This is a genomic window from Kitasatospora sp. NPDC056273, from assembly GCF_042268845.1.
Taxonomy (GTDB): domain Bacteria; phylum Actinomycetota; class Actinomycetes; order Streptomycetales; family Streptomycetaceae; genus Kitasatospora.
Window position 1 is genome coordinate 327,725 of record NZ_JBHJSJ010000002.1, and the last position, 12,901, is coordinate 340,625.

Annotated in this window: 9 protein-coding genes; 2 read left to right on the forward strand and 7 right to left on the reverse strand. The window is 72.9% G+C overall.

Annotation, left to right across the window (positions count from 1 at the left end; all coding sequences use genetic code 11):
* Positions 1-119 precede the first annotated feature (119 nt).
* The 7 genes from ACFCY1_RS03035 to ACFCY1_RS03065 form a co-directional block, all read right to left on the reverse strand.
* On the reverse strand, positions 120-1,322 hold the full coding sequence (locus ACFCY1_RS03035; protein ID WP_074001622.1) for an acyl-CoA dehydrogenase family protein: 1,203 nt from the start codon (positions 1,320-1,322) through the stop codon (positions 120-122).
* A gap of 201 nt (positions 1,323-1,523) precedes the next feature.
* Positions 1,524-2,027 (reverse strand): MaoC family dehydratase, encoded by a 504-nt coding sequence (locus ACFCY1_RS03040; RefSeq protein ID WP_375873287.1) that lies wholly within the window; start codon positions 2,025-2,027, stop codon positions 1,524-1,526.
* Positions 2,028-2,033: 6 nt separating this feature from the next.
* The gene (locus tag ACFCY1_RS03045; protein WP_049655662.1) at positions 2,034-2,996 is read right to left on the reverse strand and encodes a CoA ester lyase; all 963 of its coding nucleotides are present in this window, start codon (positions 2,994-2,996) and stop codon (positions 2,034-2,036) included.
* A gap of 42 nt (positions 2,997-3,038) precedes the next feature.
* Complete coding sequence (locus ACFCY1_RS03050; protein ID WP_049655664.1) at positions 3,039-5,069, reverse strand: protein meaA; 2,031 nt, start codon at positions 5,067-5,069, stop codon at positions 3,039-3,041.
* Positions 5,069-6,406, reverse strand: a complete 1,338-nt coding sequence (gene ccrA, locus ACFCY1_RS03055) for a crotonyl-CoA carboxylase/reductase (RefSeq protein WP_049655667.1) — start codon at positions 6,404-6,406, stop codon at positions 5,069-5,071. Before ccrA ends, ACFCY1_RS03050 begins: the two co-directional genes overlap by 1 nt.
* 371 nt (positions 6,407-6,777) lie before the next feature.
* Positions 6,778-7,701, reverse strand: coding sequence for a TetR family transcriptional regulator (locus ACFCY1_RS03060; RefSeq protein WP_375873288.1), 924 nt, complete (start codon positions 7,699-7,701; stop codon positions 6,778-6,780).
* A gap of 224 nt (positions 7,702-7,925) precedes the next feature.
* Positions 7,926-9,701, reverse strand: coding sequence for a 3-hydroxyacyl-CoA dehydrogenase family protein (locus tag ACFCY1_RS03065; RefSeq protein ID WP_375873289.1), 1,776 nt, complete (start codon positions 9,699-9,701; stop codon positions 7,926-7,928).
* Positions 9,702-10,260: 559 nt separating this feature from the next.
* On the opposite strand from ACFCY1_RS03065, the gene ACFCY1_RS03070 reads away from it, so the two are divergent.
* Together ACFCY1_RS03070 and ACFCY1_RS03075 are read left to right on the forward strand one after the other, a co-directional pair.
* Entirely contained in the window at positions 10,261-11,724 is a 1,464-nt protein-coding gene (locus ACFCY1_RS03070) for a glutamine synthetase (protein WP_375873290.1), read from the forward strand.
* A 3-nt stretch (positions 11,725-11,727) separates the two neighbouring features.
* On the forward strand, positions 11,728-12,846 hold the full coding sequence (locus ACFCY1_RS03075) for an amidohydrolase family protein (RefSeq protein WP_375873291.1): 1,119 nt from the start codon (positions 11,728-11,730) through the stop codon (positions 12,844-12,846).
* The last annotated feature ends 55 nt before the right edge of the window (positions 12,847-12,901 follow it).

Sequence of the window (12,901 nt, forward strand, 5' to 3'; positions counted from 1 at the left end):
GGACCAGGCCGGGCCCGTGACGGGGCACGGCCCCGCGCCGGGACGGGCCCGCACGCCCGTCGACCGGCGGTTCGAGGGGGCCGCCCGGCGACGGGGTGCGTCGGCGGGCGGCCCGGGGGTCAGTCGGCGATCCGGTACTCCTCGAGGAGCCGGCGTCCGACGATCATCTTCTGGATCTCCGCAGTACCTTCACCGATGAGCAGCATCGGGGCCTCGCGGTAGAGGCGCTCGATCTCGTACTCCTTCGAGAAGCCGTAGCCGCCGTGGATGCGGAAGGCGTCCTCGACGACCTCCTTGCAGTACTCGGAGGCGAGGTACTTGGCCATGCCGGCCTCGAGGTCGTTGCGCTCGCCGCCGTCCTTCTTGCGGGCGGCCATGACCATCATCTGGTGGGCGGCCTCGACCTTGGTGGCCATCTCGGCGAGCTTGAACTGGATCGCCTGGTGCTCGGCGATCTTCTTGCCGAAGGTGGAGCGCTGCTGGGCGTAGGCGATGCCGAGCTCGAAGGCGCGGCGGGCGACGCCGCAGCCGCGGGCGGCGACGTTGACGCGGCCGACCTCGACGCCGTCCATCATCTGGTAGAAGCCGCGGCCCGGGACGCCGCCGAGGACGCGGTTCGCCGGGACGCGGACGTCCTGGAGGACCAGCTCGGTGGTGTCGACGCCCTTGTAGCCCATCTTCTCGATCTTGCCGGGCACGGTCAGGCCGGGAACCGAGGGGTTCGGGCCGAAACCGGCCTCCTTCTCGATCAGGAAGGTGGTCATGTTCTTGTACGGGCTGCTGCCGCCCTCGTCGGTCTTGCAGAGGACCGCGACCAGGGTGGAGGTGCCGCCGTTGGTGAGCCACATCTTCTGGCCGTTGAGGACGTAGAACTCGCCGTCCTTGACGCCCTTGGTGGAGATGGCCGAAACGTCGGAGCCGAGGCCCGGCTCGGACATCGAGAAGGCGCCGCGGATCTCGCCGGCCGCCATCCTCGGCAGGAAGTGGTCCTTCTGCTCCTGGGTGCCGTGGGCGTTGATCATGTGCGCCACGATGAAGTGGGTGTTCACGATGCCGGAGACCGACATCCAGCCGCGGGCGATCTCCTCGACCACCAGGGCGTAGGTGAGCAGCGACTCGCCGAGGCCGCCGTACTCCTCGGGGATGGTGAGGCCGAACAGGCCGAGCTGCTTCATCCCCTCGACGATGGCGGTCGGGTACTCGTCCTTGTGCTCCAGCTCGGTCGCGACCGGAATGATCTCCTTGTCGACGAAATCCCGCACGGTGGCGAGGATGTCCCGCTGGATCTCGGTGAGGCCGTCGGTCTGTGCGAGGCGTCCCATCGTGCGGCTCCGAAAGGTCTGAGGGTCTGCGGAAAAGTCGGGGAATCCCCGGGGGGGGGGGGATTGCGGGGGCCCTGCCGGCGTGGCTGCGGCAGCAGGGCCCCCGGGCCGGGTGGGGCGCGGCCGATGACGGCGGCCTGCCCGTCCGGGGTCTCTCGGGGGGCCCGCGGTGAAAAGCGGGCCCCTATAGAGGGGAGGGGCTCAGGAGAGCGGGGTCGGGCGGCCGGGCTGCTCGCCGCCGCGCTCCTCGGTGTACGTCGCGGTCGGCACCATCACCTTGCGGCGGAAGACGCAGACGACCGTGCCGTCCTGCTTGTACCCCTTGGTCTCGACGTACACGATGCCGCGGTCGTCCTTGGACTTGGACGGCCACTTGTCGAGCACGGTGGTCTCGCCGTAGATCGTGTCGCCGTGGAAGGTCGGCGCGACGTGGCGCAGCGACTCGATCTCCAGGTTGGCGATCGCCTTGCCGGAGACGTCCGGGACGGACATGCCGAGCAGCAGCGAGTAGACGTAGTTGCCCACCACGACGTTCCGGCCGAAGTCGGTCGTCTTCCCGGCGTAGTTGGTGTCCAGGTGGAGCGGGTGGTGGTTCATGGTGAGCAGGCAGAAGAGGTGGTCGTCGTACTCGGTGACCGTCTTGCCGGGCCAGTGCTTGTAGACCGCGCCGACCTCGAACTCCTCGTAGGTGCGTCCGAACTGCATGGCTGCTCAGGCCTCCGGGATCTCGAACTTGGTGGTGCGCTGCAGGCCCGCGGCCCGGCCCTTGCCGGCGACGACCAGCGCCATCTTGCGGCTGGCCTCGTCGATCATCTCGTCGCCGAGCATCGCGGAGCCCTTGGCGCCGCCCGCCTCGGAGGTGCAGTAGTCGTACGCGTCGAGGATCAGCTCGGCGTGGTCGTAGTCCTCCTGCGAGGGCGAGTAGATCTCGTTCGCGGCGGCGACCTGGTCCGGGTGGAGCACCCACTTGCCGTCGAAGCCGAGGGCGGCCGAGCGGCGGGCGACCTCGCGGTAGCCCTCCTGGTTGCGGATCTGGAGGTAGGGGCCGTCGATCGCCTGGAGGTCGTTGGCGCGGGCGGCCATCAGGATGCGCATCAGGATGTAGTGGTAGGCGTCGGCGCCGTAGCCGGGCGGCTGCTCGCCGACCACCAGCGACTTCATGTTGATGGAGGCCATGAAGTCGGCGGGGCCGAAGATGATGGTCTCCAGCCGGGGCGAGGCCTCGGCGATGGCGTCGACGTTGATCAGGCCCTTGGCGTTCTCGATCTGCGCCTCGATGCCGATCCGGCCGACCTCGAAGCCCATGGTCTTCTCGATCTGGGTGAGCAGCAGGTCGAGCGCCTTGACCTGCTCGGCGTCCTGCACCTTCGGCAGCATGATGCAGTCGAGGTTGGGGCCGGCGCCCTCGACCACGGTGATCACGTCGCGGTAGGTCCAGTGGGTGGTCCAGTCGTTGACGCGCACGACGCGGGTCTTGCCGCCCCAGTCGCCGTTGTTGAGGGCGTCGACGATGTTGTGGCGGGCGCTCTCCTTGACCAGCGGGGCGCAGGCGTCCTCCAGGTCGAGGAAGACCTGGTCGGCCGGCAGGCCCTGGGCCTTCTCCAGGAAGCGCGGGTTGCTGCCCGGTACGGCGAGGCAGGAGCGGCGCGGGCGCAGTCGGTTGACAGCAGTCATCAGAATCGAGGGTTCCTTCCCAGTGGTCAGCTGGTCAGCTGGTCAGTTCGTGGCCGCGGTCGGTGCGGACGTCCACGGCTGGAGCTTGTTGGCCAGCCGGATCTCGTCCACGATCCGGCCGATGATGGTGGTGATGCCGAAGTCCTTCGGGGTGAACACGGCGGCGACGCCGGCGGCCTTGAGGGCCTCGCCGTCCGCTGCCGGGATGATGCCACCCACGATCACCGGGACATCCTCCACCCCGGCGCGGCGCAGCCGCTTCAGGACGTCGGGCACCAGCTCGCTGTGCGCGCCGGAGAGGATGGACAGGCCCACGCAGTGGACGTCCTCCGCGACGGCGGCGGAGACGATCTGCTCCGGGGTCAGCCGGATGCCCTGGTAGACCACCTCGAACCCGGCGTCGCGGGCCCGGACGGCGATCTGCTCGGCGCCGTTGGAGTGCCCGTCCAGGCCGGGCTTGCCGACCAGCAGGCGCAGCTTGCCGGCACCCAGCTCCGCGGCGGTCGCGGCGACCGCGGCGCGGACCTGCTCCAGCTCGCCGCCGGGCTCGGCGGCCACCGCGACGGGGGCGCCGCCGACGCCGGTGGGCGCCCGGTACTCGCCGAAGACCTCGCGCAGGGCGAAGGCCCACTCGCCGGTGGTGACGCCGGCCCGGGCGCAGGCGAGCGTGGCCGGCATCAGGTTGGCCTCGGTGGCGGCGACGGCCTTGAGCTCGGCCAGCGACGACTGGACGGCGGCCTCGTCGCGCTCGGCGCGCCAGGCCTCCAGGGCGGCGAGCACGGACTGCTCGGAGGCCGGGTCGACGACCATGATCGCGGTGTCGAGGTCGGCGGTGAGCGGGCTCGGCTCGGTGGTGTCGAAGCAGTTGACCCCGATGATCTTGTCCTCGCCGGACTCGATCCGGGCCCGGCGGGCGGCGTGCGAGGCGACCAGGTTGGACTTCAGGTAGCCGGACTCGACGGCCGGGATCACCCCGCCCATCTCCAGCACCTTGGCGATCTCCGCCTCGGCGCCGGCCAGCAGCTCCTCGGTCTTGGCCTCGATCACCTGGGAGCCGTTGAAGATGTCGCCGTACTCCAGCAGGTCCGACTCGTACGCCAGCACCTGCTGGATGCGCAGCGACCACTGCTGGTCCCAGGGCCGGGGCAGGCCGAGCGCCTCGTTCCAGGCGGGCAGCTGGACGGCCCGCGCGCGGGCGTCCTTGGAGAGGGTGACGGCCAGCATCTCCAGGACGATCCGTTGGACGTTGTTCTCCGGCTGGGCCTCGGTCAGGCCGAGCGAGTTGACCTGGACGCCGTAGCGGAAGCGGCGCTGCTTGGGGTCGGTGACGCCGTAGCGCTCCAGGGTGACCTTCTCCCACAGCCGGGCGAAGGCGCGCATCTTGCACATCTCCTCGACGAAGCGCACGCCGGCGTTCACGAAGAAGGAGATCCGGGCGACCACCTCGCCCATCCGCTCGGCCGGCACCTGGCCGGAGTCGCGCACGGCGTCGAGCACCGAGATGGCGGTGCACATCGCGTAGGCGATCTCCTGGACGGGCGTCGCCCCGGCCTCCTGCAGGTGGTAGCTGCAGATGTTGATCGGGTTCCACTTGGGGATGCTGCCGACCGTGTAGGCGATCATGTCGGTGATCAGCCGCACCGACGGGCCGGGCGGGAAGACGTGCGTCCCGCGCGACAGGTACTCCTTGACGATGTCGTTCTGGGTGGTGCCGGTGAGCGTGGCGATGTCCGCGCCCTGCTCCTCGGCGACCACCTGGTAGAGCGCCAGCAGCCACATCGCGGTGGCGTTGATCGTCATGGAGGTGTTGGTCCGTTCGAGCGGGATGCCGTCGAACAGGGTGCGCATGTCGCCGACGTGCCCGACCGGGACGCCGACCCGGCCGACCTCGCCGCGGGCGAGGACGTGGTCGGAGTCGTAGCCGGTCTGGGTCGGCAGGTCGAAGGCGACGGACAGGCCGGTCTGGCCCTTCGCCAGGTTCCGCCGGTAGAGCGCGTTGGAGTCGCTCGCGGTGGAGTGGCCGGCGTAGGTGCGCATCAGCCAGGGGCGGTCGCGCTTCCGGGGCTCGGTCATCAGATGTTCCTGAAACGGTTGATGGCGTCGAGGTGCTTGGCGCGGAACTCCGCGTCGTGCACGCCCAGGCCCTCCTCGGGGGCCAGGCAGAGCACGCCGACCTTGCCCTGGTGCCTGTTGTGGTGCACGTCCAGGGCGGCCTGGCCGGTCTCCTCCAGGGAGTAGACCTTGGAGAGGGTCGGGTGGATCTTGCCCTTGGCGATCAGGCGGTTGGCCTCGAAGGCCTCGCGGTAGTTGGCGAAGTGCGAGCCGACGATCCGCTTGAGCGACATCCACAGGTACCGGTTGTCGTACTGGTGCATGTAGCCGGAGGTGGAGGCGCAGGTGACGATGGTGCCGCCCTTGCGGGTGACGTACACCGAGGCGCCGAAGGTCTCCCGGCCCGGGTGCTCGAAGACGATGTCCACGTCCTCGCCGCCGGTGAACTCGCGGATCTTCGCGCCGAGGCGCTTCCACTCGCGCGGGTCCTGGTTGTTCTCGTCCTTCCAGAACCGGTAGCCCTCGGCGGAGCGGTCGATGATCGCCTCGGCGCCCATGGCGCGGCAGATCTCGGCCTTCTGGTCGCTGGAGACCACGCAGATCGGGGTGGCGCCGCCGGCCAGCGCGTACTGGGTGGCGTACGAGCCGAGGCCGCCGCTGGCGCCCCAGATCAGCACGTTGTCGCCCTGCTTCATGCCGGCGCCGTTGCGCGAGACCAGCTGGCGGTACGCGGTGGAGTTGACCAGGCCGGGGGAGGCGGCCTCCTCCCAGGTGAGGTGCCGGGGCTTGGGCAGCAGCTGGTTGGTCTTCACCAGGGCCAGCTGCGCCAGGCCGCCGAAGTTGGTCTCGAAGCCCCAGATGCGCTGCTCCGGGTCCATCATCGTGTCGTTGTGGCCGTCCGCGGACTCCAGCTCGACCGAGAGGCAGTGCGCGACGACCTCGTCGCCGGGCTTCCAGGCGTTGACCCCGGCGCCGGTGCGCAGCACCACGCCGGCCAGGTCGGAGCCGACCACGTGGTACGGCAGGTCGTGGCGCTTGGTCAGCGGCGACAGCCGGCCGTACCGCTCCAGGAAGCCGAAGGTGGAGACCGGCTCGAAGATCGAGCTCCAGACGGTGTTGTAGTTCACCGCGCTGGCCATGACGGCGACCAGGGCCTCGCCCGGGCCCAGCTCGGGCAGGGCGACCTCGTCGAGGTGAAGGGACTTGCGGGGGTCCTTGTCGCGGCTGGCGAGGCCCGCGAACATCTGCTCGTCGTCCTTGTGGAGCGTCACCGCCCGGTAGGACTCGGGGAGCTTGATCGCCGCGAAGTCCGCCGACGTGCTGTCGGTGCTGAGGATCGCGTCGAGGATTTCCTGCATGGCTGCCTCCGAAGGCGTACCTGTGCGAGGGTCACAGGGCGTCTGGGGGAGCCGGGAGCGGACACCGGCTTCGCTGAGGTGGGTGGTGGGCGGGTCAGACGGGGCACCCGGGGTGGACCGGGCCGTTCTGGCTCTCTGCTCCCGGGGTGTGGGAACGCCGGACGACGGCGCGCCGAGGTGGGGAGCCGCGGCGCCGCGACTGGTGAGTAACAAGGTAGTGGCACCCTGTGCCACTCGTAAAGACACCGGGTGCCAGGAATTCGAGCCGGTTCAGAGGCTGCGTGACGCGCGTTGCGCGGGCATGCGAAAGGCCCGCGCCGACATCCCGGCGCGGGCCCTCGATACCGCTCTGACCTGTGTGAATACTGGGTCTACGACTCCCGGGCGCCACTCAGAGCGGCCCGGATGCTGTCCACCACGACGTCCAGCGGAGCGTCCGTCCGGGCGACTGTGATGAGCACCTCACCTCCGGGACTGGCACTCAGTGCGCTCTCGACCCCGGCGTCCCCCGGGGCCCCGTTGGCACCCGGTGCCACCACCGATCCCCGCCTCCTGGCACCCGGGGCACTGGAGGCCCAGAAGGTCCGCCGGATCACCTCGAAGGAGTGGTCCAGCTGCGCCTCCACGTCGCCCCGGCCGCCGGCCCGCAGCCAGCGCCGCAGCACGTGGTTGTGCGCCGCGACCACCGCCGCCGCCGAGACCTCGGCCAGCATCGAGTCGTCCTCGCCGCCGCGCTGCCAGCCGGACGGGATGGACTCGCCGGTGTCGAAACGGCCCAGCAGGTAACGGGTGAACAGCCGCTCGTAGCGGGCCACCACGGCGATCTCCCGCTCGCGCAGCGCCGGGACCTGACGGATCAGCTGGTACCGCGCCACCGACACCCCCGGGGTGGAGGCGTACATCCGCAGCACCTCCTTGATGCCGCGGCAGACCACGTCCAGCGGGTGCTCCTCCGGCTCCGCGCTGGCCAGCAGGTCGGCCACCCGCACCAGGGTGTCGTCGTGGTCCGGGAAGATCGCCTCCTCCTTGGACCGGAAGTACCGGAAGAAGGTGCGCCGGGCCACCCCGGCGGCGGCCGCGATCTGGTCGACCGTGGTCTCCTCGTAGCCCTGCGAGGCGAACAGCTCCATCGCGGCCGTGGCCAGGTCCTGGCGCATCTGCTGGCGCTGCGCCGCCGCCCGGCGGCTGCCCGGCCCGCCCTCCGGCCCGGTGCCCCCGGTCGAGGGACTGGTCCGGTCGGCGCCGCCGTGCGGCCCGGCGGGGTGCTGCGGGGAGGTTGACTGAACCCGATCCATGTCCGGAACGCTACACGGCCCGGACGGCGCGCCCGCGGCCCTTCCCCGCCGCACCGGCACCACCGGTCCGGTCACGGCCGGGCGGGGCCAGCGGGAGGTCGCCGTCCCGGGGCTCCAGAGGGGGCGCAGGGGAGCCGCGGAGCCCGGTGGCGGCGCGGCGTGCGGTCCGGCCGGGGGCGGCTCGTACGGCAGCTCGTACGGGCCGCCCCCGGCCTGCGGGGTGGTCACCGGCGCGCGTGGTCGCGGAAGCCGCGGCCGGTCTTGCGGCCCAGGCAGCCCGCCGCGACCAGGTGCTCCAGCAGCGGCGCGGCCGCCAGACCGGGCTCGCGGAACTCCTGGTGCAGCACCCGCTCGATCGTCAGCGAGACGTCCAGGCCGACCACGTCCAGCAGCTCGAACGGGCCCATCGGGTAGCCGCAGCCGAGCTTCATCGCGGTGTCGATGTCGTCCACCGTCGCGTAGTGCTCCTGGAGCATCCGCACCGCGTCGTTCAGGTAGGGGAAGAGCAGCGCGTTGACGATGAAGCCGGCCCGGTCGCCGCACTCCACCGGGTGCTTGCGGACCTTCGCGGTCAGCTCCAGCACCGTCGCGGTGACGTCCGGCGCGGTCAGCACGGTGGAGACCACCTCGACCAGCTTCATCGCCGGGGCCGGGTTGAAGAAGTGCATGCCGATCACGTCCTGCGGCCGCGAGGTGGCGGTCGCGCAGCTGATCACCGGCAGCGAGGAGGTGGTGGTGGCGAGCACCGCGCCCGGCCGGACGATCTTGTCCAGGGTGGCGAACAGCTCGCGCTTGACCGCCAGGTCCTCGGCGACCGCCTCGACCACCAGGTCCACCTCGGCCAGCTCGGTGTACTGGCCGACCGGGGTGACCAGCGCCAGCGCGGCGTCCCGCGCCTGCGCGGACAGCCGGCCCTTGGCCACCGAGCGCTCCAGCGACCTCGCCAGCTGCGCCTTGGCCGCCTCGGCCTTCTCCTGGCTGCGGGCGGCCAGCAGCACCGGGTGCCCGGCCTTGGCGAACACCTCGGCGATGCCGGTGGCCATCGTCCCGGAGCCGCAGACGCCGACGGTGCGCACCTCCCGGCCCGGCACCTTCGGCAGGGCCGGCCCGGTCGCCGCGTCCACGGCGCGGGACGAGCCCGGCGCCTCGTAGGTGTAGAAGCCGCGGCCGGTCTTGCGGCCCAGCAGCCCGGCCGCGACCAGCTGGCCGAGGATCGGGGCGGGCGCGTGCAGGCGGTCCCGGGACTGCTCGTACATCGCCTCCAGCACGGTGCGCGCGGTGTCGACGCCGATCAGGTCGAGCAGCGCCAGCGGGCCCATCGGCAGGCCGCAGCCGAGCCGCATCGCGGCGTCGATGTCCTCCCGCGAGGCGTACTTGGACTCGAACATCGCGGCGGCCTGGTTCAGGTAGGCGAACAGCAGGCCGTTCACCACGAAGCCGGCCCGGTCGCCGGCCGCCACCGGCTCCTTGCCGAGGTCGCGGGCGAAGGCGGCGGCGTCCTCGGCGGTCCGCGGGGAGGTCAGCACCGTGCGGACCACCTCGACCAGCTTCATGCCGTGCACCGGGTTGAAGAAGTGCAGGCCGAGCACCCGCTCCGGACGGGCGGTCGCGGCGGCGATCCGGGTCACCGACAGCGCGGTGGTGCCGGTGGCGAGGACGGTGCCCTCCGGGCAGATCCGGTCCAGCTCGGCGAAGACCTCCCGCTTCAGCTCCAGCTGCTCGGGGACCTCCTCGATCACCAGGTCCGCCCCGGCGGCGGCCGCGAGCTCGTGGCCGACCGAGATCCGGGCCAGCAGCCCGGTGCGCTCCTCGGCGGTGAGCCGCTCCCGGCCGACCGCGTGCGCGGTGGCCTCCTCGATCCGGGCCAGCGCCCGGGCGGCCGAGTCCTCGGTGGCCTCGATGCCGATCACCCGGCGGCCGCTCTTGGCGACGGCCACCGCGACGCCGGCACCCATCGTGCCGAGGCCGACGACGGCGACAGTGGGGAAGGGACGCTCCATCTGTCCTGTACTCCTAGTCATGAAGGGCCCGCGCGTGCTCCGGCGGGCACGCCGCCGCGCCCGTACGCCGGGGGCGGCCGCCGCCGGAGGAGGGTCCACGCGCGAGGGCTGGGGAGATGACGGGGTGTCGGCACGCCGGGCGGGGGCCGGTCCGCTCCGGCCCGATCGCGGGTGTGCCGTGGTGCTCAGGCGCTCGAAGGTGAAGGAGACGGCCCTGATACGAGGAGGAACCCGGCCCGCCGCGGTCCGCGGCACCGGCCGGTGAAGGTGAAGGCGCACCGCGCGGGCGCCGGAGAAGCGGCGACCGCGGCCTGCCGCCGGTGCGGCTCCCGAAGCCCGGCGGTGGTGCGTGCCCGGCCACTGTAGCGAAGCTACTGGCGAGTAGGAAGAGGGCGGGGACGGAAAACCGTTCGGGGCCGCGGGCGTTCGCCGCCCCGGTGCCCGCCGACCTGCCCGCCGACGTGCCCGCCCCGAACGGGTGAACGGGTGAACGGGGGCGCCCGCAGGACCACCCGATAGGGGAGTTACCCGACCCCGACCGGCGGGGCAGCATGACGGCATGACCACCGGAACCGCCGCCGTCGACCCCACCGCGCCCGGGCCCGCCGAGCCGCCCGTCACCGCCGAACGGCTCGCCGCCGCCGCGGTGGCGGCCGTCGCGCTGCCACCGCGCGAGGAGCGGGCCGCCCGGGCGGCGCAGGCCGTCGACTGGCTGCGCACCGAGGCCGTCGAGGCGGTGGCCGTCACCTGGGTGGACAACGCGGGCATCACCCGGGTCAAGGCCGTCCCGCTCGGCGGCCTGCTGCACGCCGCGCAGTGGGGCGTCGGCACTGCGCCCTGCTTCGACGTCTTCCTCGCCGACGACGCGATCACCACCAGCCCGATCATCGGCGGCCCCACCGGGGACCTCAGGCTCTACCCGGACCTCGACCGGATCGTCCCGCTGGCCGCCCAGCCCGGCTGGGCCTGGGCCCCGGGGGACAGGTACACCCAGTCCGGCGCCCCGCACCCCGGCTGCCAGCGGCTGTTCGCCCGCCGGGCCCGGGCCGTGGCGGCCGCGCGCGGCCTGAGCCTCAAGGCGGGCATCGAGGTCGAGTGGACGGTCGCCCTGGCCGGCGCCCCGGGGGAGGAGCCGCAGTACCCGACGCACGGTCCGGCGTACGGGATGCACCGGGTCACCGACCTCTCCGACTACCTGCGGGACGTCCTGCGCGCCCTCGGCCGGCAGGGCCTGAGCGTCCTCCAGATCCACCCCGAGTACTCCCCGGGCCAGTTCGAGGTCTCGGTCGCCCCCGAGGACCCGGTCGCCGCCGCCGACACCTCCGTCCTGGTCCGGCACACCGTCCGGGCGGTCTCCGCCCGGCACGGCCTGCGGGTCTCCTTCGCCCCGGTGGTGGAGGCCGGCGGCGTCGGCAACGGCGGGCACCTGCACGTCAGCCTCTGGCGCGACGGGCGCAACCTCGGCCACGGCGGCCCCGGCCCGCACGGCCTGACGGCCGAGGCCGAGGGCTTCCTCGCCGGGGTGCTCGACGCGCTGCCCGAACTGCTGGTGCTGGGCTGCTCCAGCCCGGCCGGGTACCTGCGGCTGGTGCCCTCGCACTGGGCGGGCGCCTACCAGTGCTGGGGCCTGGAGAACCGGGAGGCCGCGCTGCGCCTGGTGACGGGCTCCACCGGGGAGCGGTCCGCCGCCGCCAACGCCGAGGTCAAGTGCTTCGACGCGAGCGCCAACCCGTACCTGGCGGTCGGCGGGGTGATCGCGGCCGGCCTCGCCGGGCTGGAGCAACGCCGCGCGCTGCCACCGGAGTTCACCGGCGATCCGGCGGCTGCCGAGCCCGGCACGGTGCCCCGGCTGCCGGCCTCCCCGGCCGAGGCGATCGCCGCGTACGAGCGCTCGGCGGTGCTGCGCGAGGCCCTCGGCGAGCCGCTCTACCAGGCGGTGCTGGCGGTGCGCCGGGCGGAGCGGGAGCAGTACGCGGCCGTCACGCCCGAGGAGTTGGTCGCGGCCACCCGCTGGCGGTACTGAGCGGTGGCCCGGCCGGAGGGGCCCGCGCTGGTCGACCACCACTGCCACAGCGTGGTGGCGGCCGAGCTCGCCGACGACGCCCTGGCCGGGCTGCTCACCGAGTCCGACCGCCCGCCCGCGCCCGGCTGTTCGCCCTTCGACAGCGCGCTGGGCCTCGCGGTGCGGCGCTGGTGCCCGCCCGTGCTCGGCCTGCCGGCGCACGCCCCGGCCGCCGACTACCTGGCCCGGCGGCGGGAGGTGGGCGCGGCCGGGGCCACCGGGCTGCTGCTGGCGGCGGCCGGGCTGGACACCTGCCTGGTGGACACCGGGCTGACGACCGCCGCGGGCCACGAGCTGCTGCCGTTGGCCGAACTCGCCGGGGCCACCGGGGCGTCGGTGCGCGAGGTGGTCCGGCTGGAGTCGGTCGCCGCGGCGGTGACGGCCGGCGCCGGGGACTGGCCGGGGGCCGTCGCGCAGGCGCTCGGGTCGGCCGCCGCCGGGGCCGTCGCGGTCAAGTCGGTGCTCGCCTACCGGCACGGGCTGGCGGCCCCCGCCGAACGCCCCGCCACCGCGGCCGTGGTGGCCGCGGCCGGCGCCCACCTGCGCGCCGGGCGGGGCCGGCTGACGGATCCGGTGCTGCTGCACCACCTGCTCTGGACGGCCGTGGACGTCTGCGCCGAGCTCGGCCTGCCGCTCCAACTCCACACCGGCTTCGGCGATCCGGACCTCACCCTGCACCGGGCCGACCCGTCGCTGCTGACGGACTTCGTGCGGGCCGCCGAGCCCAGTGGCGTCCCGCTGGTGCTGCTGCACGGCTACCCGTACCACCGGCAGGCCGCCTGGCTGGCCCAGGCCTTCCCGACGGTGTACACCGACCTCGGGCTGACGGCCTCCTACACCGGGCCGCGGGTGGCCGCGGTGCTGGGCGAGATGCTGGAGCTGGCCCCGTTCGGAAAATTGCTGTTCTCCACCGACGCCTACGGGCTGCCCGAACTCTTTCTGGTGGGGACCTGTCAGTTCCGGTACGGACTGGGCGCGGTGCTGGCGGACTGGCGGGCCGACGGCGCCTGTTCCGCGGCCGACGCCGAGCGGGTGGCGGGCCTGGTCGCGGGCGGCAACGCGCGTCGGTTGTACGCGTTGTAGCGGCGCGATCCGCGCTGGTGGCCGAGGTTCCGAGGGGAGCGGCCGCACGTCGGCG

Coding starts and splice junctions, on each gene's coding strand:
- ACFCY1_RS03065 (WP_375873289.1), bottom strand. CDS start 9,701: ATGGAGCGTCCCTTCCCCACTGTCGCCGTCGTCGGCCTCGGCACGATG.
- ACFCY1_RS03070 (WP_375873290.1), top strand. CDS start 10,261: ATGACCACCGGAACCGCCGCCGTCGACCCCACCGCGCCCGGGCCCGCC.
- ACFCY1_RS03050 (WP_049655664.1), bottom strand. CDS start 5,069: ATGACCGAGCCCCGGAAGCGCGACCGCCCCTGGCTGATGCGCACCTAC.
- ACFCY1_RS03060 (WP_375873288.1), bottom strand. CDS start 7,701: ATGGATCGGGTTCAGTCAACCTCCCCGCAGCACCCCGCCGGGCCGCAC.
- ACFCY1_RS03045 (WP_049655662.1), bottom strand. CDS start 2,996: ATGACTGCTGTCAACCGACTGCGCCCGCGCCGCTCCTGCCTCGCCGTA.
- ACFCY1_RS03035 (WP_074001622.1), bottom strand. CDS start 1,322: ATGGGACGCCTCGCACAGACCGACGGCCTCACCGAGATCCAGCGGGAC.
- ccrA (WP_049655667.1), bottom strand. CDS start 6,406: ATGCAGGAAATCCTCGACGCGATCCTCAGCACCGACAGCACGTCGGCG.
- ACFCY1_RS03040 (WP_375873287.1), bottom strand. CDS start 2,027: ATGCAGTTCGGACGCACCTACGAGGAGTTCGAGGTCGGCGCGGTCTAC.